Raw genomic sequence first — 23,031 nt, forward strand, 5'->3', positions numbered from 1 at the left:
AGCCAGACGGCAGGATCAGCATCCACATCGGCGTTTCCGGGAGCCCGCATGAGCGAGAAGATTGATCTGAAGAAATCCATGAAGGATCTGTACCGGGCGTCGGTCAAGGCGCCGGCCGTGGTCGAGGTGCCGACGCTGCGCTACCTCATGGTCGACGGCGAAGGAGATCCCAACACCGCGCCGGCCTATGCCGAAGCGGTCGAGGCGCTGTTCTCGGTCTCGTACACCGTCAAATTCATGGTCAAGCGGGGCCCGCAAGCCATTGACTACGGTGTCATGCCGCTCGAAAGCCTGTGGTGGTCCGACGACCCGTCGGCCTTCCTCACCGGCGCCAAAGACCACTGGCAATGGACGGCGATGATCCTGCAGCCGGACTTCGCCAGCGATGCGCTGATCGGAGAGGCCATTGGCGAGGTGCGCAAAAAGAAGAAGCTTCCGGGCGTGGATCGCCTGCGGCTGGGGCAACTGACGGAAGGCCGCTGCGCGCAGATCCTTCACGTCGGGCCATTCTCCGAAGAAGGCCCGACCATCGAACGCCTGCATGCCTTCATCACCGACCGATCGGCGCTGCGTGGCCGCCACCACGAGATCTACCTGAGCGACCTCCGGCGCACGGAAGCGGAGAAGTGGAAAACCATCGTCCGGCAGCCGATGGCATGAGCGGCACGCCTGGCGCCGTGCTGCGCTACCGCGGCCCCTACACCAACATGCGCGACGCCTACCAGTGGCTCCCCGCGGGACACTGCGCGGGCTGGCCACAGCTTCTGCCGTCGCGGCCCGCTGAAGCTCAGAGGTCTTTCAGCGCCGCGTCGATGTGCACCTGGAACAACGCCGGATCGGCCAGCGCGTTCGCATTCATCAGCGCCAGCTTGACGAGGAACAGCTCGGTCTTCTGCGGCCCGACCGCGTCGATGGCGGTGGCGAGCTGGTCGTAGACCTGTTCGAGGCCCGGGACGGTCAGGGCATGGCTGCCGGGGTTCTGGCTGTTCATGCGGTGGCTCCCGTGGTCAGACCGGCTGCGGCGTGCAGGGCGGCACGCAACCGGTGGGGGTCCAGCAACGTCCAGCGCGCACAGACGTGCTGGTCGGGCCGCAGAAGGTAGGCGCTACCGCATCGCAAGCCGTACCGATCACGCACGTGGCCGTCCGGGTCGGGCAGCGTCCGGTCAGCGCCGGAAACCTGCAGGCTGCCGCCGACCGCGACGACCTGCAGCGGCAGGCCATCGGCGCGCAGTTCCTCGACCACCACCAGCAAATCGCGCGGCAGATCCGCCTCGGTGGCGAAGAGCAGCGTGAAGCGGTGGTCCACGTGGTCCAGCAGGAACTCGTCGTCCCCCAGCCGCACATTGCGCGGCGGTGCGCCATGGCCTGGCCCCATCGCGAACGCGGCGCTGTCGTCGTCCACGGCATTGAGTGGTGAGGCGCCGTACTCGTGCGGTCGCGAGGTGCGCCAGTGGTACAGCGGACCGACAAAGGGCTGGGTCAGCGAGAGCGACAAAACGGCGTCGCGCAACAGGCGGAAACCGCGGCTGGGCGGTGTCATGAAGCGCGTGCTCTTTCCTGCCTCGTCAATGATTTCGCGCGCCGCGCCGACGCGTTCGCTGCTGTAGCTGCGCAGCAGCGCGACCGGCGCCACGCCCTTGGCCACCAGTGCCAGCCGCCAGGCCAGGGCCTGCGCATCCTGAAAGCCGGTGTTCGCACCGCGCACGCCGAAGATGGGCAGCAGATGGGCAGCATCCCCGACGAACAGCACCCGCCCGTGCACGTAGTCGGCCAGCGTGAGCGCCCGCGCCGAATAGACCGAGCACCAGTCCAGTTCCCAAGGGGCTCCGGCGTGGCCGATCATGGCCAGCTGGGCGTCGATGCGCGCCTTCAGCGACGCGGGCCGCAGAGCGTCTTCGGGGGTTTCGCCGGGTGGCAACTGATAGTCCAGCCGCCACAGGCCATGCGGCTCGCGGTGCATGAGAATGGTGTTGCCGGGATTCCAGTCGGGATCGAAGAAGGCCAGGCGTTCTGTCGGCAGCGGCAGGTCGACCCGGATGTCGGCGATCACGAAGCGGCCTTCGTAGGACGCCCCCTCGAGCGTGAGGCCCATCTGCGCGCGCACCGCCGAGCGTGCGCCGTCGGCCGCCACCAACCAGTCGGCCTGCAGCTTGTATGGCCCCTCGGCCGTGTCCACCTGCAGCGCAGCTCCCGAGGCACCTTGTTCGACCAAGAGCAGTTTGTTTCCCCAGCGCAGTTCGACCAGCGGATGGGCGTCGCAAGCCTCGACCAGGTACTGCTCCAGGTACTGCTGCTGGATGTTGATCAGCGGGGAAAACCGGTCGTCCGGATCGTGCGGGTTCTCCATGCGGAACACGCGCCGGCCCCGGTAGAACGAGTTGCCGCAGCTCCACGGCAAGCCGTTGGCGGTGACGCAGTGCGCGACGCCCACCTGCTGGAGGATCTCCATCGAGCGTCGGGTGAAGGCGATGGCCCGACTGCCCTCGGACACCTGCCGTTCGGCTTCGAGCACCACGCAGCGTACGCCCTGCTGCGCCAGTGCCAGCGCGGTCACGAGGCCAATCGGACCGGCCCCCGCAATCACCGCAGGAGCGTGCTGTTCTTCCGGATGCAACGACGGCCGCCAGGCTTCGAACACCTGGTACTCGTAATAGATCGAGCGCCGTGGCTCGGCGTGGGGCTGGTGCATGGCGGGTCTCCTGTCTTGCGGGGCAGTGTAGAGAGCGCCCCGCACACCCATGTCCTGTTTTCAGGACATTCTCGCCTCAGGTTCAGCCACGGGACTGCAGCAGGGCCGCCAGCATTTCCCGTTGTCCCGCCACGCCCAGCTTCCGGTAAACGCGCTGGCAGTAGGTCTGGGCACTCGACGCGGTGAGTCCGAGGCGCCCGGCCAGCGCGGCCGTGTCCAGACCGTCCATCAGCGCAACCAGCACGTCCTGGTCGCGCTGGGTGAGTTGCGGCCAGCGCCGCACCGCGCGCGCCAGCAGCAAGCCGCCCAGGTCCTGGTGGACCGCAAGGCCCGTGTGGTGCAGGCGTACGGCCTGAACGATCAGCGGTGCAAAGGCCTCGACCACGGCAATGGCCGAGTCGTCGAATGGCCCGTGCTCGGTGCCACGGTAAAGGTGCACCGACAGCCAGCGCCGCCCTTCGTACAGTGCCAGCACCGCCAGGCGTTCGGCCACCTGCGGCAGCGTGTAGCAGGTCTGGCGATAGCCGGCGTGCGGTATGTCGGCACCGGTCTGCCGGTGCAAAAGGATGCGCGGCTGTTCCGCACCGGCCTTGTGCGCCGCGGCCCACTCTGCCTGCATCACGGCCGCCAGCCCGTCGAGCCGGTGGTAGCGGCTCACGTAGGCCTCGGCAATGTGGGGCAGCGCCTGGGTGCGCGAGCGGTCACCCACGGCCACCACGCTCGGCTTGCGTCCGGGTTCGAAGGCGAAGATGGTGCACTGTGCCAGTGGTGCGTGGGCACCGACCAGCCGCAGCAGGTGCTCGGCCACCGCATCCCGGGCGCCCTGGCCCAGATGGGTCAGCAGCGCGCTGGCCTGCGTCAACGGCAGGTCCAGAGCGGTCGGCGGACGGGAGCCCAGCACCCAGTGGCGTCGCAAGGGGGTGGGCACACGCGGCACGGACATGCGCGGCACTGTAGCGCAGGCGACGCCCCCGCACTGCGCAAGCCTCCTAGCATGCAGGCACGGCCACCGAGGAGACACCATGCCCGAATTCAGCACCCTGCGCATCTCGCCCGACCCGCAGCAGCCGCGCATCGCCCGCCTGCTGCTCAACCGCCCGGACCAGTACAACGCGATCAACGACGCCATGCCCGGCGAGATCCGGGCCGCGGTGGGGTGGGCCAATGCCGAGCCGGACATCCACGTCATCGTGGTGGAAGGATCGGGCAAGGGCTTCTGCGGGGGCTACGACCTTGCCGGCTACGCCGAACAGCGGATCGAACACCCCTGCCAGCAGGAAGCCCACCCCTGGGACCCGATGGCCGACTACGCCGTCATGAAACGAAACACCGAGGACTTCATGAGCCTGTGGCGCTCGTCCAAGCCCACGATCGCCAAGGTGCACGGTGCGGCGGTGGCCGGCGGCAGCGACATCGCAATGTGCTGCGACCTGCTGGTCATGGCCGAGGACGCGCGCATCGGCTACATGCCCACCCGCGTCTGGGGCTGTCCGACCACGGCCATGTGGACCTACCGGCTCGGGCCGCTGCGCGCCAAGCAGATGATGTTCACCGGCGACGTGATCGACGGCCGCACCGCCGCCGACTGGGGCCTGGCCAACGAGGCGGTCCCGGCGGAACAGCTGGAGGCGGCGGTGATGCGGCTGGCGGGGCGCATCGCCGGCGTGCCCTCCTCGCACCTGGCCATGCACAAGCTGGTGGTCAACCAGGCCATGCTGAGCATGGGGCTGGAGCAGACCCAGATGTTCGCCACCGTCTTCGACGGCATCACGCGCCACAACCCCGAGGGCTTGTGGTTCCGCCGGTACGCACAGGAACAAGGCTTCAAGGCAGCGGTGCAGTGGCGCGACAGTGGACGGCCGATCCCCGAAGGTGACGAGGCGCGCGCGCTGGTGCGGGAAATGGACACACGCAGATAGCAAGCGCGTGTTACGCAACAGCCGCAACGAGACGTACGGTTCATCTCGTTACCCCTCTTACGGCAGCGATCCGAATGTAAGCCCCACGGTCCGTAGCATGACCGCTTCACTTTCAGAAGGAGCTCGCATGGCACTGCATTTCGGAAAACGCGACAACGAACCCACCAACGCCCTCAACCAGGGGCTCAACACCCCCCGTTACGGCGCCAACAGCGTGAACACCCCGGCCTCCAGCACCCAGGCCGAAAGCCGCCAGGCCGCTTCGGCAGCGACGAGTGCCACGGTGCCCGAAGGCGGCAGCAAGCTCACGGTCGGCCCGAACATCAAGCTCAAGGGCGTGGAGATCACCGACTGCGACACCCTCGTCGTGGAGGGTCTGGTCGAAGCCACGATGGACTCGCGCGTGATCCAGATCGCCCAGCAAGGTGCCTTCAAAGGATCGGCCGAGATCGACATCGCCGAGATCCACGGCGTGTTCGACGGCAACCTCACCGTGCGCCAAAAGCTCGTGATCTACGCCACCGGCAAGGTCACGGGCAAAATCCGCTACGGCAAGGTGGTGATCGAAGAAGGCGGCCAGCTCTCGGGCGACATCGAGTGCTCGGTGGCCAGTTCCGCCAAGCCTTCCTCCTCGGTGGCCAAGCCCTCCATGGCCCTCGCCGCCTGAGCATCCCGCGCCCCTGAACCTCACCGCCCGCCCATGCGGGCGGTGTTCATTTGCGCCAGCCCCGGCGGCCCCGCTATCCTCTGGGCATGTACGCCGGCTATTTCGGTCTCCAGCAGACTCCCTTCTCCATCGCCCCGGACCCCCGTTACCTCCTGATGAGCGAGCGGCACCGGGAGGCGCTGGCGCTCCTTCTGTACGGGGTGCAGGGCGGCGGCGGTTTTGTTCTGCTCACCGGTGAGATAGGTGCCGGCAAGACCACCGTCTGCCGCTGCTTTCTGGAACAGATTCCAGAGAACTGCCGGGTCGCCTACATCTTCAATCCCAAGCTCACCGTCGGTGACCTGCTCAAGACCATCTGCCACGAGTTCCAGCTGGAAGTGCGGCATGAGGGCATCGGTCCCGCCACGATCAAAGACCACCTCGACCCGTTGAACGAATACCTGCTGCGCAGCCACGCGGCGGGTCAGCGCAATGTGCTGATCATCGACGAGGCCCAGAACCTGACGCCACACGTGCTGGAGCAGTTGCGTCTGCTGACCAACCTTGAAACCAATGAGCGCAAACTGTTGCAGATTGTGCTGATCGGTCAGCCCGAACTGCGCACCGTGCTGGCCCAGCCCGAGCTGGAACAGCTGGCACAGCGCGTGATCGCGCGGTTCCACCTGGGCGCCCTGAGCGCGGCCGAAACCCGGCAGTACGTGCGCCACCGCATGGAGGTGGCGGGCCTCCGGGGGCCTCTGCCGTTCAGCAACGAAGCGCTGGCACGGGTCCACGCGATCACACGGGGCGTACCCCGTCGCATCAACCTCCTGTGCGACCGCGCACTGCTGGGCGCTTACGCCACCGACAGCCGGCAGATCGGCCCGGCGATGGTGGACAAGGCGGCCAGCGAGGTGTTCGACATGCCCGCCAGCGTGTCGCCGCCACCTCCGGTCAGAACACTGGGCGGCCGCCCCTGGCACACGCTGGCGCTGGGCGCCCTGGCCGGCGCCGTGCTGGCCGCTGGCGTGGCCGCGCTCCTGTGGCAGCAGCGGGCGCCATTGCAGCCCTCGCAACCCCTTCCCGCCACCGGCTCATTGCCGGAAGCACCGGCGCCCAGCCCGGCCCAGGTTCAGCCCCAGCCACCCGCTGCGGTGGATGTGCCTGCGGATCCGCTCCCCGTGGCCGCCCCAGCGCCGCTCACCAGCCCACCCGGATCTGCCGACCTGCTGGGCTCCGAGGTCACGGCCTGGCGCGAGCTCGGTGCGCTCTGGGGCCAGCCCCTGGCCGGCGGCGACCCGTGCACGGTGGCGCTCGAGCAGCAGCTGCAGTGTTTCAGCACCCAGCGAATGACACTGCATGGACTGCGCCAGCTGAACCGTCCAGGCATCCTGCTGCTGCGCCCAGGCGGTGAAGAGCCGAGGCGCGCCATCGTCACCGCCATGACGGCAGAAACCGCCACGCTACAAGCCAACGGGCAGCGCTGGCTGATGCCGCTGACCGCACTGGCCGACATCTGGCGCGGCGACTATGCGACCCTCTGGCGCCAACCCGAGGGCACCCGCGGTCGCGTTGTTCAGAATCCCAAGGGAGCGGCCGGCGACTGGCTCGCGGCACAGCTCATCGGCCTGCAGACCCAGGGCCTGATACCCGCCGAGGCAAGCACCTTCGCCACCCGCCTGAAGGCCTTTCAGAAGACCCAGGGACTGGAAGCCGACGGTGTGGCCGGCTCCATGACCTTCATGCAGGTCAACCTGGCGGCTGGCGTGGACGAACCCCGCCTGAGCAAACCCTGAACGCCGTCGCGCCATGTCCTACATCCTTGATGCACTCAAACGGGCCGACGCCGAACGCGAACGGGGTCATGTGCCTGGGCTGCACAGCCAGGGCACGCCCGCTCCTGCAGCGCGCACGGCAAGGTCTCGGCAACCTGGCCTGCCCTGGGTGGCCGGGGGGATCGCCCTGCTGCTGGCCGCGGCCGCAGTCTTCTGGTGGTGGCGCGCAGCCTCCGGTGGACCCCAGCCGCCAGCCGCCACCGTGCAGGCGCCGGGCCACGCCCCGGTGACGGCCGAGGTGAACGCAGCCGCGCCGCCTACTGCGCCGGCCCCCGCATTGCCTATCCTGGCTCCAGCACCGCCCCCCCCTCCTGCTGCGGCGCCGCCCGCCACCGCACCCAGACCACCGGCGGCCGGCCCCGCCAGCAACGCGGCCAGCCCGGACGGGCAGCCCCCACCGGCCGGCGCGGCGCCCGCTTCGGCGCCGCCGGTCCAGATCTCCGGTGTCACCTATTCCTCGAACGCGTCGCACCGGATGCTGATCGCCAACGGCAAGGTGGTGCGAGAGGGTGAGGAGATCGAGCCGGGCCTGAAGGTGGAGGTCATTTCGCCCAGAAGCGCCATACTCAACCACCGTGGCTCCCGATACAACATCAACTACTGAACAGACCGGTCCGACGACACCGCGCGCCGCAACCCGTCCATGGGGCCGGGTGACGCTGTGGTTGGCACTGGCTGTCGGCATCGGATGGTTGCTGCGAGGTCGTCAGTACCTGTTCAACCGGTCGCTTTGGCTGGACGAGGCCTATCTGGCGGTCAACTTCCTCGAGCGCGATCTGGGACAGCTGCTGCTCGAGCCGCTCTCCAACGGCCAGGTGGCTCCGCTGGGGTTTCTCGCGCTGACGAAGTTGCTGACGGCCCTGCTGGGGGTTCAAGACTGGACGCTGAGGCTGCAGCCGCTGGCCGCCGGCGTGCTGACCTTGCTGGCGGCAGCGGCGCTGGCGCGCAGGACGCTGTCGCATGGCGCCGCCCAGGCCACGTTCGTGGGCCTGCTCGCCCTGTCCCCGGTGCTCGTCTACTACAGCTCCGAGTTCAAGCAGTACCAGAACGACGTGCTGGCTACGGTGGGTCTGCTCTGGCTGGCTGCGCGCTTCGATCTGCAACGGTGGCCGAGAGACGGTCTCATCCTGGCAGTGGCAGGTGCTTTCGCCATCTGGTGGTCGCACCCCAGCCTGTTCGTTCTCGCAGGCGTGGGGCTGGTGCTATGGAGCGAGGCGATCCGCCAGCGCCAGCGAGCCGCCTGGCTGGCGTTGACTGGCATGGGGCTGCTGTGGTTGCTGGCCTTCGCCTTGCACCACACCCTGGTGATGAACACCCTTGCGGGCAACCGGCACCTGCTGGACTTCTGGAAGTTCGCCTACGCACCGCTGCCCCCGGTCTCGCCGGGCGACTGGCGCTGGTACCTGGACAGTGCGCTCGCGCTGGTCTACCTCGCCATGCGCCATGTGGGCGTGGCGCACCACGGCATGCTGGCCTCGTGGTTCGACGGACTGAACATGGGTCTTCTGGCACTGTCAGCGGCGGGTTCGGTGGCGCTGGCATGGCGCGCACCACGGATCGCAGCCATCGGGCTCGCGGTGCTGCTGGCCACATTGGTTGCATCGGCGCTGCACCTCTACCCGCTCCGGTCGCGACCCACCCTGTTTCTCGTGCCGCTGGTGCACCTCGGTCTCGCGGCCACGGTCCAGGCGGTGCTGGACGGAAAAAAGCTGCCGGCGCGACAGCTGCTGGCCATGACCGTCACCGGCTTTGTGCTTCTCGTGCCTGCCGCCGCCTCGTGGAAGGTCGTGCGCAAGCCCCACAACGACCAGGACATGAAAGGTGCACTCCTGCACATCTCGGGCCAGATGCAAGCTGGAGACGGCGTCGTGATCGACTCCATGTCGCACAAGGCCTTCAACTTCTACTCGCGCACGCACGATCTGAGCGCCATGCCCGTCGTGGTCTTCCGCCCCACCCCCAACCAGCACCACGACGCGATCGCCACGGTGCGCCGCCTGTGCGGCGAACAGCCCATGCGGCGCAGCTGGGTCATCGTCACCCACCGGCTCCAGGCACGCGCCAGCTTCCTGGAACACATGGCCTCCGTTGCCCAGCCTCTGCAGCGGTGGAGCGGACAGGGTGCCGCTGCGCTGCTGCACGACTTCGGGGAGAGTGACTACTGCAGGACATACACCCCGCCCACCCGCACCACCGTGGCGCCCCCATCAGCGCCGCCAAGACAGTGACCGAATCCGGCCCATTCAGTTACAGCGGCACCGAACTCGACCTGTTTGCCACTGCGAGTCACTGGAAGACCTATTGGTCCCAGGTCATTGACCCCTATCTTGGCCAGCGTGTGCTCGAACTGGGTGCCGGAATCGGTGCCAACGCACGGGCGCTCCGACACCGCCACCTCGCCCGCTGGCTCAGTGTCGAGCCTGACGCAGCCATGGTGGGCCAAATCAAGGAGTCCATCACGCGAGGAGAGCTCTCGCCCCGCCACGAGGCGGTCTGCGGCACCTCGCTGAACCTGCCCCAGGACGAGCACTTCGACACCATCCTCTACCTGGATGTACTGGAGCACATCAGGGACGACCGGGCCGAACTGGAGCGCGTGACCCGACTTCTGCAACCGGGTGGACATGTTGTGATCCTGGCGCCGGCCCACAACTTTCTCTACACGCCTTTTGACAGAAAGATCGGGCATTTCCGCCGGTACGACAAGGCGATGCTGCGCGCCATCGTGCCGCAGGAACTTCGCATCCGCCGCCTGCATTACCTCGACAGCGTCGGGATGCTCGCCAGCCTCGCCAACCGGTTGCTGCTCCAGTCCGACTCGCCGTCGCCCGGCCAAATCCGGTTCTGGGATTCGGTCCTGGTGCGCATGTCCCGGCTGGTCGATCCGCTGACCGGTTTCCAGCTGGGCAAGAGCATCGTCTGCATCCTGGATAGGCCCGTGCACCTGTGAGCCTCCATCCGCATGAGCAATTCAATTCAGCTGCGAAATCGGACTTCGAAATCACCGCCGCTCGACATTTAATAAAGAAATAAGTCAGACAGGAGAAAATCCGATTCAGCCGAAGAATTCAAACATTTCCTCACACGGAAATGCATTCAAAAACAAAGCCTTGCCGGACCCCGCCGCGGCGCACCGGCATGCCGATGCAATCGGTCGAAACACGATCCTTCCGGTGGTTTAGGCGGCCCAATATGCGGCGCATTGCCGCGTCGGGCCAATTTGCACCTGGCCCGACGGCCAATCGGCCGCAACCGGCCTGCCAGTACAATGCCGCGGCCTGCGCCCCAGGCCATCGTCACTGAATCGAGCGAATCCTGCCCCACCCGCCCCGGAGCCCTGCATGCGCATTTCCAACAGAAAAAGAATCCTGATCACCGGGGGAGCCGGCTTTCTGGGCTCGCACCTGTGCGAGCGGCTGCTGGCCGAGGGCAACGACATCCTTTGCGCCGACAACTTCTACAGCGGCACCAAGGACAACGTCGCCCACCTGATGGGCAACCCGCACTTCGAGCTGATGCGCCACGACGTGACCTTCCCGCTGTACGTGGAAGTGGACGAGATCTACAACCTGGCCTGCCCCGCCTCGCCGGTGCACTACCAGTGGGACCCGGTGCAGACCACCAAGACCAGCGTGCACGGCGCCATCAACATGCTGGGCCTGGCCAAACGCACCAAGGCCAGGATCTTCCAGGCTTCCACCAGTGAGGTCTACGGCGACCCCGAGGTGCACCCCCAGCCCGAGAGCTACTGGGGCAAGGTGAACCCCATCGGCATCCGCTCCTGCTACGACGAGGGCAAGCGCTGCGCCGAGACCCTGTTCTTCGACTACCACCGCCAGCACAAGGTGGACATCAAGGTCGCCCGCATCTTCAACACCTACGGCCCGCGCATGCACCCCAACGACGGGCGGGTGGTCAGCAACTTCATCGTTCAGGCCCTGCGCGGTGAAGACATCACCCTCTACGGCGACGGCTCGCAGACGCGCAGCTTCTGCTACGTGGACGACCTGATTGAGGGCTTCATGCGCCTGATGGCCAGCCCCGACGGCGTGACCGGCCCCATCAACCTGGGCAACCCCAACGAATTCACCATCCGCCAGCTGGCCGAGGCAGTGCTCGCCAAGGTCGGCGGCAAGTCCCGCCTGGTCTGCAAGCCCCTCCCCTCGGACGACCCCAAGCAGCGCCAGCCCAACATTGAGCAGGCCAAGGCCGTGCTCGGCTGGCAGCCCCAGGTCCAGCTCGAAGAAGGCCTGGACAAGACCATCGACTACTTCCGCCGCTTTCTGCAATCATGAGCTTCGCGCAGCACGAGATCGTGATCGTGACCCCGGTCTACGAAGACCTGGAAGCCAGCGGTCGGCTGTTCAAGGAGCTGGCCAAGGAGTTCGGCCAGCGGGTGTTCGTGGTCGCGGTGGACGACGGATCGGTGCGCCAGCCCCTGACCATCGCCAGCCTGACCGATGCGCGCGTCGCCGGGGTGGTGCTCAAGCTGCGGCGCAACGTGGGCCACCAGCGGGCGATCGCCATCGGGCTGAGCTATGCGGCCGAGCATCTGACGGCGCATCAGAAGGTGGTGGTGATGGACTCGGATGGCGAGGACCTGCCCTCGACCATCCCGGAGCTGCTCAAGCCGCTGGACCGCAACGATGTGGACGTGGTGGTCGCGCAGCGCAAGAGCCGTGTGGAGACGCTCAAGTTCAAGGCCTTCTACCAGGTCTACAAGCGCTTCTTCAAGCTGATGACCGGGCGTCCGATCAGCTTTGGCAACTTCATGGCGCTCAAGCCAGCGGCGGTGCAGCGCCTGGTGGCGATGCAGGAGCTGCCCATCCATGTGGCGGCGGCCGTGCTGGCTTCCAAGCTGCGCACCAGCGTCTGCCCGCTGGACCGCGGCCCGCGCTACGCCGGCCAGTCCAAGATGAACTTCGTGGGCCTGGCGCTGCACGGCTTCAAGGCCCTGATGGTGTTCGCCGAGGACGTGCTGGTGCGGGTGGGCATCTTCAGCGCGGTGATCGCTGCGTTCTCGGTCGTGGGATCGGTCAGCGCCGTGGTGCTGAAGCTGCTGGGCTACTCCACGCCCGGCTGGTTCTCGCTGGTGCTGGGCATCTTCGTGCTGCTGTTCCTGCAGACCGGCGCCCTGGCGCTCATGACCCTCATGCTCACCGGCGTCATGCGCAGCGGCAGCGTGGTCACCGCCATCGCCCACCGCGAGTTCATCGCCGAGGTCATCGAGACCGCCCCATGAACGACGGCGTGGTCGCCTCCCATCCGCGCCACGAGCTGTTTCGGTTCGTCGTCAACGGACTGGTCGCCACCGCGGTCCACTACGCGGTGCTCACCTTCAATCTGAAGGTGCTGGGGTTCGGTTCCGCCGGGCTGGCCAACCTGTGCGCGGCGGTCGTCGGAATCACCAGCTCGTTCCTGGGCAGCCGTTTCTATGTGTTCGCCAGGTCCGCGCGACAACCCTGGCTGCCCCAGCTGCTGAAGTTTGGCGGCCTGTATGGCGCCATCGCGGTGCTGCACGGCCTGGTGCTGTGGCTATGGACCGACCGCCTCGGCCTGGACTACCGCGCCGGATTCGTCATCGCCACCGGTCTGCAGGTCTCGCTCAGCTACCTCGGCAACAAGTTCCTGGTGTTCAAACCCTCATGAAGCTCTTTCGCGCGCTCGCTGCCACCGCCCTGTTTGTCGTCCTGCTGCTGGCGGTCTACTACCTGCACATCCGTTTCTTTGCGGTCAACGTGGTGTTCTATTCGGCCATCGCCGACGGCGTGATCGCCGCCCTCCTCACAGGACTGATCATCTCGACCAGCCGCACCTTCAACGGTTTCGAGAAGCTGCAACTGGTGGTGATCTGGCTGCTCTCCGGCTACTGCTTCGCCATCTCGGTGCCGACCGTGATCGACCGCTCGCTGTCCTTCTACATCCTGGAGAAAATCCAGCAGCGCGGGGGCGGCATCCAGCAGAGCCGCTTCGCCGACGTGTTCACGCAGGAGTACCTCAAGGAACACCGGCTGGTCGATGTGCGGCTGACCGAACAACTCGAATCGGGCACCATCGCCATCCAGAACGGTTGCGTCAAGCTCACCGAAAAGGGCCAGCGCCTGGCCGCCGCCAGCCGATACTTCCGCCAGAACTTCCTGCCCAAGCAGCGCCTGCTGATGGGCCAGTACTCCTCGGACCTGACCGACCCGTTCCGCCAAAGCGCAGACGTCGTCGACTACCAGTGCCAGTGAGCGTGTTTCTGGAGATCCGGGACCTGGGCTTTGCCTGGCCCCGTCAGGCACCACTGTTTGCCCACCTAAACGCCTCGCTGGCACCGGGCCTGGCCCTGCTGACCGGCGACGAACAGCGCGGCAAGTCCACCCTGCTGCGCCTGCTGGCCGGCGAAATCCGACCGCAGGCAGGAACACTGCGTCTGGGCGGACAGGACATCGGTGAAGCACACGCCGGACTGCGGCCCAACATGACGCGTCCCGATCTGGACCCTGTGATCGTGGCCGACTGGCTGCGCGGGCAGGTGCCCCAGGGCCCGGCGCGCGACCGGCTGGAGGCCCACATCGACGGTCTGTCGCTGGGCGAGCACCTGCACAAGGGCTTCTACATGCTCTCCGCCGGCGGGCGGCGCAAGGTGGGTCTGGCCGCCGCCATGGCCCTGCAACCTCCGCTGACCCTGCTGGACCAGCCGTTCTCGGCGCTGGACCTGGCCTCGATCCGCTGCCTCACCGGCTGGCTGCGGGAACAATCCCAGATCACCGACCGGTTGGTGCTGCTGGCGGACTACAAGGCGCCCGCGGATCTGGCCATCTCTCAGCGCATCGACCTGGGCTGACGGCCTGGCGGGCCTCAGCGCCCGCCCAGGCCCATCGAGCGCGAGATCACCTCCTTCATGATCTCGTTGGTGCCGCCGTAGATGCGTTGCACGCGCGCGTCGGCGTAGGCGCGGGTGATCGGGTACTCCCACATGTAGCCGTAGCCGCCGTGCAGCTGCACGCACTCGTCCATCACCTTGCACTGGAGGTCGGAGCACCAGTACTTGGCCATGCTGGCGGTCGCGGTGTCGAGCTTGTTCTCGCACACCAGTTCGCAGCATTTGTCGACGAACACACGCGCCACCTGTACCACCGTTTGCAGCTCGGCCAGGGTGTACCGCGTGTTCTGGTAGCTGGCCACCGGCTGGCCAAACACCTTGCGGTCCTTCACGTACTGCACTGTCCAGTCGATGGCGGCCTGCGCCGAGGCCACGGCGCCAATCGCGATCTGCAGACGCTCCCAGGGCAGCTGCTCCATCAGGCAGATGAAGCCCTTGCCCTCGAACGCGGCGCCGCCCAGCAGGTTCCCGGCCGGCACCTTCACGTTGTCGAAGAACAGCTCCGACGTGTCCTGCGCCTTCATGCCCAGCTTTTTCAGGCGCTGGCCCTTGGAGAAGCCTTCCATGCCGCGTTCGACGAGGAACAGGCTGGTGCCTTTCGCGCCGGCCGACGGGTCGGTCTTGGCGACCACGATCACCAGGTCGGCGTGCCAGCCGTTGGTGATGAAGGTCTTGCTGCCGTTGAGCACATAGTGCGAGCCATCCGCGCTCTTGATCGCCGTGGTCTTCACACCCTGCAGGTCGCTCCCGGCGGCCGGCTCGCTCATGGCAATCGCCCCCACCATCTCGCCGGTGGCCAGCAGCGGCAGGTAGTGCTTTTTCTGCGCCTCGGTGCCGTAGTGCAGGATGTACGGCGCCACGATCTCGCTGTGCAGGCCAAACCCGATGCCACTGACGCCGGCGCGGGCGATCTCTTCCATCTGCGCGACCGAGTACAGCCGGTCGGCGTCCGCCCCGCCGTAGGCTTCGGGCATGGTCATGCAGAGGAAGCCGTTTTCACCGGCGGAACGCCAGACGGCGCGGTCCACATAACCCTGCTCTTCCCAGCCGTCGTGAAACGGGGTGACTTCCTTCTCGACAAAACGACGGAAGCTGTCGCGGAAGGCCTCGTGGTCGGCGTTGAAAAGCGTGCGGTCGATCATGGCTGTCACCTTTCGGACTGGGCAGGTTGATTTATACAAAGCAATTGCTTGGCAAAAGTCTATACTGATCCGATTGGGTCCGGCACCGGACTTTTCCCATAGGAGACACCATGAGCGAAGCCTTCGTCTACGACGCCATCCGCACACCGCGCGGCAAGGGCAAGAAGGACGGCAGCCTGCACGAGGTCAAGCCCGTCGACCTGCTGGCCGGCCTGCTGACCGAACTGCAGAAGCGGAACGACCTGGACACCACTGCTGTGGACGACGTGGTCATGGGCGTGGTCTCTCCCATCGGCGAGCAGGGTTCGGTGCTGCCCAAGGTCGCCGCCCTCAAGGCCGGCTGGGACTGGCGCTGCGCGGGTGTGCAGCTCAACCGCTTCTGCGCCTCGGGCCTGGAGGCCGTGAACATGGCGGCCATGAAGGTGAAGAGTGGCTGGGAAGACCTGGTGGTCGCCGGGGGTGTGGAGAGCATGAGCCGCGTGCCCATCGGTTCGGACGGCGGCGCGTGGGCGCAGGACCCGGAGACCAACAGCGCCACCCTGTTCGTGCCGCAGGGCATCGGCGCCGACCTGATCGCCACGCTCAACGGCTTTTCCCGGCAAGACGTGGACGCCTTCGCGCTGGAATCGCAGAAGCGCGCCGCGGCCGCGCGCGCAGCTGGTCACTTCGACCATTCGGTCGTGCCGGTGAAGGACAAGATGGGCCTGACCATCCTGGAGCAGGACGAGTTCATCAAGCCGGGCACGACCATGGAAGGCCTGGCCGGTCTCAAACCCGCGTTCGAGCAGTTGGGCGCCATGGGCTTCGACGCCGTGGCCTTGCAGCGCTACCCGCAGGTCGAGCGCATCCACCACGTGCACCACGCCGGCAACTCGTCCGGCATCGTCGACGGCGCGGCGGCCATCCTGATCGGCAGCGAGGCCGCAGGCAGGACGCACGGCTTCTCGCCGCGTGCGCGCATCGTTTCGGTCGCGCTCTCGGGCGCCGACCCGACCATCATGCTGACGGGCCCCATGCCCGCCGCGCGCAAGGCGCTGGCCAAGGCAGGCCTGACCATTCACCAGATCGACCTGTTCGAAGTGAATGAGGCTTTTGCCGCCGTGCCCATGAAGTTCATGCAGGAGATGGGCGTGCCGCACGAGAAGGTCAATGTCAACGGCGGCGCCATCGCGCTCGGCCACCCGCTGGGCGCGACCGGCGCGATGATCCTGAACACACTGATCGACGAACTGCACCGGACCGGGAAACGCTATGGCCTGGCCACTCTCTGTGTGGGCGGCGGCATGGGCATCGCCACCATCGTTGAGCGCGTCTGAACCAGCGGAGACCACGAACATGATCACGAAAACCATCCGCTACGACCTGTCCAACGGCATTGCCACCATCACCTTCGACGAGCAGGGTTCGCCGGTCAACACCATGTGCCTGCAGTGGCAGGACGATCTGGACGCCATCGCGGCCCAGGCCGTGAAGGACCGCGGGCAGCTCAAGGGCATCGTGCTCGCCTCGGCCAAGAGCACCTTCTTCGCCGGCGCCGACCTCAAGGCCGTGATGCGCTCGACCGAAGCCGACGGTCCGCGCGTGTTCCGCGAGATCGAACGCATCAAGAAGAACTTCCGCACCCTCGAGACGCAGGGGGTGCCGGTGGTGTCCTGCCTCAACGGCGCGGCGCTGGGCGGCGGCTTGGAGGTGGCCCTGGTCGGCCACCACCGCATCGCCGTGAACAACCCGAAGATCCAGTTCGGCCTGCCCGAGGTCACGCTGGGTCTGATCCCGGGCGGCGGCGGCATCACCAAGATGACACGGATGCTGGGCCTGATGGCGGCGCAGCCCTACATCCTGGAAAGCAAGCTCTTCGGCCCCGAGGAAGCGCTGAAGATCGGCGTGGTGCACGAGCTGGTCGCCACAGCCGAGGAGCTGATGCCGCGCGCGCTGGCCTTCATCGAAGCCGCCCAGGGCAAGCCGGACGCCTGCACCCACGTCTGGGACCGCAAGGATTACAAGATGCCCGGCGGCACGCCGAGCAACCCCAAGATCGCCGGCATGCTGAGCGTGGCGCCCGCCGTGCTCAAGCAGAAGACGCGTGGCCTGTACCCGGCGCCCGAGGCGGCGCTGGCCGCGATGGTCGAGGGCGCGATGGTGGACTTCGACACCGCCATGCGGGTGGAAAGCCGATACCTGGCCGGGCTGATGACTGGCAACGTGGCGCGCAACATGATCAACACCTTCTTCTTCAACATGAACGCCATCAAGGGCGGGCAGTCGCGTCCAAAGGACGTGGCGAAGTACCAGCCGAAGAAGGTCGGCATCCTGGGCGCCGGCATGATGGGCTCGGGCATCGCCTACGCGCAGGCCACGCGCGGCATCGCCACCGTGCTCAAGGACGTGAGTCTTGAGGCTGCCGAAAAAGGCAAGTCGTACACCACCAGGCTCACGCAGAAGCGGGTGGACAAGGGTCAGATGAGGGCCGAGAAGCAGCAAGGCATCCTGAACCTCATCACCCCCACCGCCAACGCCGCCGAGCTGCAGGGTTGCGACCTGATCATCGAGGCCGTGTTCGAGCAGCGCGAGCTCAAGGCCGTGGCGACGAAAGAAGCCGAGCCCATGCTCGCCGAGGGTGGCTTCTTCGCCAGCAACACCTCCACCCTGCCCATCTCCGGCCTGGCCTTGGCCAGCGCCCAGCCGGCCAAGTTCGTCGGCATCCACTTCTTCAGCCCGGTGGACAAGATGAAGCTGGTCGAGATCATCCGCGGCCAGACCACCGACGACGAGACCATCGCCCGCGCCTACGACTACGTGCAGGCACTGGGCAAGCTGCCCATCGTGGTCAACGATTCGCGCGGCTTCTACACCAGCCGCACTTTCGGCACCTTTGTCATGGAAGGCGCGGCCATGCTGGGCGAAGGCATCCCGGCGCCGGTGATCGAGAACGCCGCCATGCAGGCCGGCATGCCGGTGGGGCCACTGGCGGTGCTGGACGAAACCGCGCTGTCGCTGTCGGTGCACGTGCTGGAGCAGACCCGCATCGACTTCCAGAAGGAAGGCCGGCAGTACGTCGCCACACCCGGGGAGACCCTGGTCGAGCAGATGGTGAAACAGCACAACCGCCCGGGCCGCGCAGCCGGCGGCGGCTTCTACGACTACCCCGAGGGCGGCAAGAAGCAGCTCTGGCCCCAGCTCAAGGCGCTCTATGAAAAGCCGGGCGTCGAATGGAACCTGCAGGACGTCAAAGACCGCCTGCTCTACCGCCAGGCGGTGGAGACCGCGCGCTGCCTGGCCGAGGACGTGCTCACCAGCGTGCACGACGGCAACATCGGTTCCATCTTCGGCATCGGCTTCCCGGCCTGGACCGGTGGCGCGCTGCAGTTCATCTACGGCCAGGGCATCGAGGCTTTCGAGCAGCGCTGCACCGAGCTGGCCGCCCGCCACGGCAGCGGCTTCATACTCGCGGATGCGGTGAAGTCCGCGCTGCGTCAACACCAACCCCAGTACTGATTCATGAAACGACTCGAAGGAAAAATCGCCCTCATCACCGGCGCCGCACAAGGCATCGGCCTGGCCACGGCCCTGAAGTTCGCGCGCGAAGGCGCCACCGTCGTGGTCTGCGACGTCAAGCAGGCCGCGGTCGACGAGGCCGTCAAACAATGTCAGGCCGAAGGCGGCACCGCGGTCGGCTTCGTGATGGACGTGACCCAGCGCGAGATGGTCGACGCCGTGGTCGCGCAGGTGAAGGAGCGCTTCGGCCGCATCGACGTACTGGTCAACAACGCCGGCATCACGCAGGACGCGCGCCTGCAGAAGATGACGCTGGAGCAGTTCGACAAGGTGATCGACGTCAACCTGCGCGGTGTCTTCCACTGCGCGCAGGCCGTGGCCGACACCATGACCGCGCAGGGCAGCGGCGTCATTCTCAACGCCTCGTCCGTGGTCGGCATCTACGGCAACTTCGGCCAGACCAACTACGCTGCCACCAAATTCGGCGTGATCGGCTTCACCAAGACCTGGAGCCGCGAGCTTGGCCCCAAGGGTGTGCGCGTCAACGCGGTCGCCCCTGGCTTTATCAGCACGCCCATCCTGAACACCATCCCCGACAAGGTGATCCAGGAGATGGAGCACCGCGTGCCGCTCAGGCGCCTGGGCCAGCCGAAGGAAATCGCCAACGTCTACGCCTTCCTGGCCAGCGACGAGGCCAGCTACATCAACGGGGCGGTCATCGAGGTTTCCGGCGGCATGTCGGTGTGACCACCGGGCGCCCGGGATAATCCGGACATGCCCGAACACACCCCCGCCACCGACGCCCCACCCAACCGCCCGCGCTCGCGCACCGATCTCTTCCTGTCCTTCACCTGGCTGGCCCTGCAGGGTTTCGGCGGGGTGCTGGCGGTGGTGCAGCGCGAGCTGGTGGAGAAGAAGCGCTGGATGACCCGCGAACAGTTCGTCGAGGACTGGGCGGTGGCGCAGATCATGCCCGGCCCCAACGTGGTGAACCTGTCGCTGATGATCGGCGGCCGGTACTTCGGCCTGCCGGGCGCGCTGGCTGCGCTCTCGGGCATGCTGGCCGCACCGCTGGTCCTCGTGCTGCTGCTGGCCGCGCTGTACGGCAGCGTGGCCGACAGCGCTGCGGCACAAGGTGCGCTGCGGGGCATGGGGGCCGTGGCCGCCGGCCTGATCACCGCCACCGGGATCAAGCTCATCGCTGCGCTCGACAGGAACGCCATGGGCCTGTGGGTCTGCATCGCCCTGGCCGCCCTGACCTTCACCGCCATCGCCCTGCTGCGACTGCCCTTGGCCTGGGTGCTGCTGGTCATCGGCGGCGGCGCCTGCCTCTGGGCCTACCGGGTGCTGGGCCGCGTGAGCCAGGAGGCCCAGGCATGAGCATGGCGCCCACCTTCGCCAACTGGCTGGACCTGTTCCTGCACTTTGCCTCGCTGTCGCTGCTGGCCGTGGGCGGCGCCATCACCACTGCGCCCGACATGCACCGTTACCTGGTCGGCGAGCAGCATTGGCTCACCGACGCCCAGTTCAACTCGTCCATCGCCCTCTCGCAGGCCGCCCCGGGTCCGAATGTGCTGTTCGTCGCGCTGCTAGGCTGGAACGTGGGCCTGAACGCGGGCGGCGGCCCTTCGGCCGGCTGGCTGGCCTGGGCACTGGCGCTGCTGGGGGTGGTGGTGACGCTGGTGGCCATCATGCTGCCTTCGTCCATACTGACCTACACCGCCACGCAGTGGGGTCACCGCAACCGCGAACTGCGCGCCGTGCGGGCCTTCAAGACCGGCATGGCACCGATCGTGATCGCACTGCTGATCGCCACCGGCTGGCTGCTGAGTGCCGCACACGACGACCCGTCACGCGACTGGCCCCTGTGGCTGCTGACCGTCTGCGCCACCGTGCTGGTGTGGCGAACGAAGCTGCACCTGCTCTGGATGATCGGCGCGGGCGCGCTGGTGGGCGCCCTGGGCTGGGTCTGAACCGCTCTACTTCTGGCGCTGCAGGCCGGACAGGCCCTTGACGTCCAGCGCGTTCATCGCGGTGCGCACGCCGTCGATGTTCACGTTGTCGCCGCTGACCTCGATCAGCACGCCGTTGGCCAGCATCATCGACATCTCGGCGCGCGAACCATCCTTGCGGTACTCCTCCTTGAAGGCCACGCCGTCTTTCTTGTAGACCTTCTCGACCTCGTCCTGGGTTTCGCGGCTGACGGTGCTCTGCGCCCAGGCCCCCATCGCCATCATCAGGGCGGGCATGGCGCCGATGTCCTGCACCTTGACCTCGACGCGGCCGGCATAGTTGCGGAACTCCGAGCTGACACTGGAGAAGGTCATGCCCATGGCCGAATCCGAGCGGGCCTCGATGGCCGTGCGCTCCATGCCCGCGAGCTTGGCCGGCACGAAGGCCTGCAGCGCGTCGGGTGCGAACGGCTGACCGCCCTGGCCACCGCCCATGGCCGCGCCCATCATCTCGCCCAGCGCCTTGCCCGCGGCCTCCGAGTCGCCCTTGGCCTGGGCCGCCTCCATCTGCTTGCTGGCCGCTTCCATCTTCTTGGCCGCTTCTTCCAGCTGCGTGGTGTTGATGGTGACTTCAGAGCCGGGCACCTTGATGCTCACGTCGCCCGCGGGAACGCTGGCGCCGCCCATCATCATGCCGGCGCCGCCGCTGAACAGGCTGCCCACGGTCATCACCAAGATGCTGGCGACGATGCCGCAGACGATCAGCACGGCGGTGAAACCCAGCGCCTTGCCCTCGGGCACCTTCATCATCACCGGCACACCGGTGTAGAGCAGGTAGATCGAGTAGAGCGCGGCCAGCAGACCCAGCATGGACAGCGCCGGCAGCAGGTTGAACACCCCGCCCAGCAGACCGGCGGTGGCGCCGTAGGCGACCAGCTTGAAAGCCTTGCCCATGTCCTTCTGGCCGCCAAAGCTGGGGGCCAGCGCATTGGCCACGAGTGCCAGCACATAGATCATCACCAGCGTCAGCACAAATCCGACCACCATGTTGGCCAGGCCTGCGAGGACCGGCACCCGGAAGTGGATACCCATCATGCCAGTGCCGATCAGGCTGAAGCCGATGAAGGCCGCCACCGACGACACGCCGGCCAGATAGACCAGATAGTTCTTGTAGAGGCCCGGAATGTCGTCCGGCTCGCCTTCGATGAGCGGCCAGGTGGTCTTGGGCTTGAGCAGGATGGATTGCACGCGTTCAACCAGGTTCATGGGTTCCTCCTCGGGGACATTGCTGACACAGAAATGCGAATACGGTCCCGCAACACAAACCATACCGCCATCCACGGCGGCGGGCCACTTTTCAGCGAGGGCTTTCGAAGAACACCGCGTTGGTGTAGTCGCTGATCTCGAAGTAGACCTTTTTCTCGCCCGGATCAACGACCATGTTCTGGTTCTCGTCGAGCACGCCGTACCCGTAGCGGTAGGCGCGCGGTTTGCCGTCGTCCGTGCCCAGGGCCGTGCTCATCTTGTCGATGGACAGAAAACGCCGGGCCAGCTTCTCCCCCGCGTAGATTTCGAGCACGCCGTTGGTGCCGGTCCAGTTCTGGATGTCGCGGCTGATCTTGTTCTGTTGTTCCTGGGTACAGCCGGCGAGCAGCACGGCCCCCAGAACACAGGCCAACGCGGACGTCATGGGCTTCATTCGGGCCTCCCTTGAGCAAAAAAAGAATCAGCCGCGCTGGCGCAGTGCCTCGTACAGGCACACCCCGCTGGCCACCGACACGTTCAGGCTCTCGACGCCACCCTTCATGGGGATGGCCACCAGCTCGTCGCAGGTCTTGCGCGTGAGCTGGCGCATGCCGTCGCCCTCCGCGCCCAGCACCAGGGCCACCGGCCCCTTGAGGTCGACCTGGTAGAGCGTCTTGGGCGCATCATCGCTGGTGCCGATGACCCAGATGTTGCGTTCCTTGAGTTCGTTCAGGGTGCGTGCCAGATTGGTCACCATGAAATACGGGATGGTCTCGGCCGCCCCGCTGGCCACCTTGGCCACCGTGGCGTTGATGCCCACCGCATGGTCCTTGGGCGCGATCACCGCGTGGGCGCCGGCACCGTCGGCCACGCGCAGGCAGGCGCCCAGGTTGTGGGGGTCGGTGACACCGTCGAGTACCAGCAGCAAGGGCGCAATGCCGTCGGCCTCCAGCTTCTCCAGCAATTCATCGAGCGAATGGGCCTGTTCCAGCGCGTTGACCCGGGCCGCCACGCCCTGGTGACCATGGCTGCCTGCGAGCTTGGCCAGGCGCAGGCCATCGGCCTCGATCAGGCGCACGCCCGCTTCCTTGGCGCGCTCGATGAACTGCCGCATGCGCTGGTCACGCCGGGTCGGTTCGAAATAGATCTCGATGATGGATTGGGGCGCGGTTTTCAGGCGCACGCCCACGGCATGGAAGCCGAACAGGACTTTGGGGGAGGACATGCCCCCGATTATC

General features: G+C 66.7%; 24 protein-coding genes. 17 read left to right on the forward strand and 7 right to left on the reverse strand.

The window, feature by feature from the left end:
* Nucleotides 1-48: 48 nt before the first annotated feature.
* On the forward strand, nt 49-660 hold the full coding sequence (locus RCO38_RS18970; protein WP_308329991.1) for a GyrI-like domain-containing protein: 612 nt from the start codon (nt 49-51) through the stop codon (nt 658-660).
* Between the two features lie 127 nt (nt 661-787).
* Here RCO38_RS18970 and RCO38_RS18975 read toward each other — a convergent pair whose 3' ends face one another.
* The 3 genes from RCO38_RS18975 to RCO38_RS18985 all read right to left on the reverse strand — a co-directional run bounded on the left by RCO38_RS18975 (nt 788) and on the right by RCO38_RS18985 (nt 3,634).
* Nucleotides 788-991: a DUF2783 domain-containing protein gene (locus RCO38_RS18975; RefSeq protein ID WP_308329992.1), complete on the reverse strand. Its 204-nt coding sequence runs from the start codon at nt 989-991 to the stop codon at nt 788-790.
* Nucleotides 988-2,691 (reverse strand): FAD-dependent monooxygenase, encoded by a 1,704-nt coding sequence (locus RCO38_RS18980; protein WP_308329993.1) that lies wholly within the window; start codon nt 2,689-2,691, stop codon nt 988-990. The genes RCO38_RS18975 and RCO38_RS18980 overlap by 4 nt, the downstream gene beginning before the upstream one ends.
* Before the next feature lie 82 nt (nt 2,692-2,773).
* Nucleotides 2,774-3,634 (reverse strand): helix-turn-helix transcriptional regulator, encoded by an 861-nt coding sequence (locus RCO38_RS18985; protein WP_308329994.1) that lies wholly within the window; start codon nt 3,632-3,634, stop codon nt 2,774-2,776.
* A gap of 79 nt (nt 3,635-3,713) precedes the next feature.
* Between RCO38_RS18985 and RCO38_RS18990 the strand changes: the two genes are divergently transcribed.
* The 11 genes from RCO38_RS18990 (at nt 3,714) to RCO38_RS19040 (ending at nt 13,920) form a co-directional block, all read left to right on the forward strand.
* Nucleotides 3,714-4,610: a crotonase/enoyl-CoA hydratase family protein gene (locus tag RCO38_RS18990; protein ID WP_308329995.1), complete on the forward strand. Its 897-nt coding sequence runs from the start codon at nt 3,714-3,716 to the stop codon at nt 4,608-4,610.
* Nucleotides 4,611-4,737: 127 nt separating this feature from the next.
* Nucleotides 4,738-5,277, forward strand: a complete 540-nt coding sequence (locus tag RCO38_RS18995; RefSeq protein ID WP_308329997.1) for a bactofilin family protein — start codon at nt 4,738-4,740, stop codon at nt 5,275-5,277.
* 86 nt (nt 5,278-5,363) lie between these two features.
* On the forward strand, nt 5,364-7,052 hold the full coding sequence (locus tag RCO38_RS19000; RefSeq protein WP_308329999.1) for an ExeA family protein: 1,689 nt from the start codon (nt 5,364-5,366) through the stop codon (nt 7,050-7,052).
* Between the two features lie 13 nt (nt 7,053-7,065).
* Nucleotides 7,066-7,695 (forward strand): general secretion pathway protein GspB, encoded by a 630-nt coding sequence (locus tag RCO38_RS19005; protein ID WP_308330001.1) that lies wholly within the window; start codon nt 7,066-7,068, stop codon nt 7,693-7,695.
* 61 nt (nt 7,696-7,756) lie between these two features.
* Nucleotides 7,757-9,319 (forward strand): glycosyltransferase family 39 protein, encoded by a 1,563-nt coding sequence (locus RCO38_RS19010; RefSeq protein WP_308330002.1) that lies wholly within the window; start codon nt 7,757-7,759, stop codon nt 9,317-9,319.
* Nucleotides 9,316-10,041 carry a class I SAM-dependent methyltransferase gene (locus tag RCO38_RS19015; protein ID WP_308330004.1) on the forward strand — a complete coding sequence of 242 codons (726 nt, stop codon included), beginning with the start codon at nt 9,316-9,318 and terminating at the stop codon, nt 10,039-10,041. The genes RCO38_RS19010 and RCO38_RS19015 overlap by 4 nt, the downstream gene beginning before the upstream one ends.
* Before the next feature lie 391 nt (nt 10,042-10,432).
* Nucleotides 10,433-11,386 carry a UDP-glucuronic acid decarboxylase family protein gene (locus RCO38_RS19020; RefSeq protein ID WP_308330005.1) on the forward strand — a complete coding sequence of 318 codons (954 nt, stop codon included), beginning with the start codon at nt 10,433-10,435 and terminating at the stop codon, nt 11,384-11,386.
* Nucleotides 11,383-12,333: a glycosyltransferase gene (locus tag RCO38_RS19025; RefSeq protein ID WP_308330006.1), complete on the forward strand. Its 951-nt coding sequence runs from the start codon at nt 11,383-11,385 to the stop codon at nt 12,331-12,333. Before RCO38_RS19020 ends, RCO38_RS19025 begins: the two co-directional genes overlap by 4 nt.
* Complete coding sequence (locus tag RCO38_RS19030) at nt 12,330-12,740, forward strand: GtrA family protein (protein ID WP_308330007.1); 411 nt, start codon at nt 12,330-12,332, stop codon at nt 12,738-12,740. The genes RCO38_RS19025 and RCO38_RS19030 overlap by 4 nt, the downstream gene beginning before the upstream one ends.
* Nucleotides 12,737-13,324, forward strand: a complete 588-nt coding sequence (locus RCO38_RS19035; RefSeq protein WP_308330008.1) for a hypothetical protein — start codon at nt 12,737-12,739, stop codon at nt 13,322-13,324. Before RCO38_RS19030 ends, RCO38_RS19035 begins: the two co-directional genes overlap by 4 nt.
* The gene (locus tag RCO38_RS19040; protein WP_308330009.1) at nt 13,321-13,920 is read left to right on the forward strand and encodes an ABC transporter ATP-binding protein; all 600 of its coding nucleotides are present in this window, start codon (nt 13,321-13,323) and stop codon (nt 13,918-13,920) included. Before RCO38_RS19035 ends, RCO38_RS19040 begins: the two co-directional genes overlap by 4 nt.
* A gap of 14 nt (nt 13,921-13,934) precedes the next feature.
* Here RCO38_RS19040 and RCO38_RS19045 read toward each other — a convergent pair whose 3' ends face one another.
* Complete coding sequence (locus tag RCO38_RS19045; protein WP_308330010.1) at nt 13,935-15,101, reverse strand: acyl-CoA dehydrogenase family protein; 1,167 nt, start codon at nt 15,099-15,101, stop codon at nt 13,935-13,937.
* Nucleotides 15,102-15,211: 110 nt separating this feature from the next.
* Here RCO38_RS19045 and RCO38_RS19050 point away from each other — a divergent pair, with 110 nt between their 5' ends.
* Genes RCO38_RS19050 through RCO38_RS19070 form a run of 5 tightly spaced genes read left to right on the forward strand, consistent with a single transcriptional unit; the run spans nt 15,212 to nt 20,569 of the window.
* Nucleotides 15,212-16,417, forward strand: a complete 1,206-nt coding sequence (locus tag RCO38_RS19050; RefSeq protein ID WP_308330011.1) for an acetyl-CoA C-acetyltransferase — start codon at nt 15,212-15,214, stop codon at nt 16,415-16,417.
* A 19-nt stretch (nt 16,418-16,436) separates the two neighbouring features.
* Nucleotides 16,437-18,596, forward strand: a complete 2,160-nt coding sequence (locus RCO38_RS19055) for a 3-hydroxyacyl-CoA dehydrogenase NAD-binding domain-containing protein (RefSeq protein WP_308330013.1) — start codon at nt 16,437-16,439, stop codon at nt 18,594-18,596.
* Between the two features lie 3 nt (nt 18,597-18,599).
* The gene (gene fabG / locus RCO38_RS19060; protein WP_308330015.1) at nt 18,600-19,343 is read left to right on the forward strand and encodes a 3-oxoacyl-ACP reductase FabG; all 744 of its coding nucleotides are present in this window, start codon (nt 18,600-18,602) and stop codon (nt 19,341-19,343) included.
* A 27-nt stretch (nt 19,344-19,370) separates the two neighbouring features.
* Nucleotides 19,371-19,976: a chromate transporter gene (locus RCO38_RS19065; protein WP_308330017.1), complete on the forward strand. Its 606-nt coding sequence runs from the start codon at nt 19,371-19,373 to the stop codon at nt 19,974-19,976.
* Nucleotides 19,973-20,569: a chromate transporter gene (locus tag RCO38_RS19070; protein ID WP_308330019.1), complete on the forward strand. Its 597-nt coding sequence runs from the start codon at nt 19,973-19,975 to the stop codon at nt 20,567-20,569. The genes RCO38_RS19065 and RCO38_RS19070 overlap by 4 nt, the downstream gene beginning before the upstream one ends.
* A 6-nt stretch (nt 20,570-20,575) precedes the next feature.
* Here the strand turns inward: RCO38_RS19070 and RCO38_RS19075 are convergent, their stop codons facing one another.
* The 3 genes from RCO38_RS19075 to rlmB all read right to left on the reverse strand — a co-directional run bounded on the left by RCO38_RS19075 (nt 20,576) and on the right by rlmB (nt 23,018).
* Nucleotides 20,576-21,814: a Yip1 family protein gene (locus tag RCO38_RS19075; protein ID WP_308330021.1), complete on the reverse strand. Its 1,239-nt coding sequence runs from the start codon at nt 21,812-21,814 to the stop codon at nt 20,576-20,578.
* 91 nt (nt 21,815-21,905) lie between these two features.
* Nucleotides 21,906-22,238, reverse strand: a complete 333-nt coding sequence (locus tag RCO38_RS19080) for a hypothetical protein (protein ID WP_308330023.1) — start codon at nt 22,236-22,238, stop codon at nt 21,906-21,908.
* Nucleotides 22,239-22,274: 36 nt separating this feature from the next.
* Nucleotides 22,275-23,018 carry a 23S rRNA (guanosine(2251)-2'-O)-methyltransferase RlmB gene (gene rlmB / locus RCO38_RS19085; RefSeq protein WP_308330025.1) on the reverse strand — a complete coding sequence of 248 codons (744 nt, stop codon included), beginning with the start codon at nt 23,016-23,018 and terminating at the stop codon, nt 22,275-22,277.
* Nucleotides 23,019-23,031 lie beyond the last annotated feature (13 nt).

The sequence above is a fragment of the Hydrogenophaga pseudoflava genome (genome assembly GCF_031020795.1).
GTDB classification, from domain to species: Bacteria; Pseudomonadota; Gammaproteobacteria; order Burkholderiales; family Burkholderiaceae_C; genus Hydrogenophaga; species Hydrogenophaga pseudoflava_A.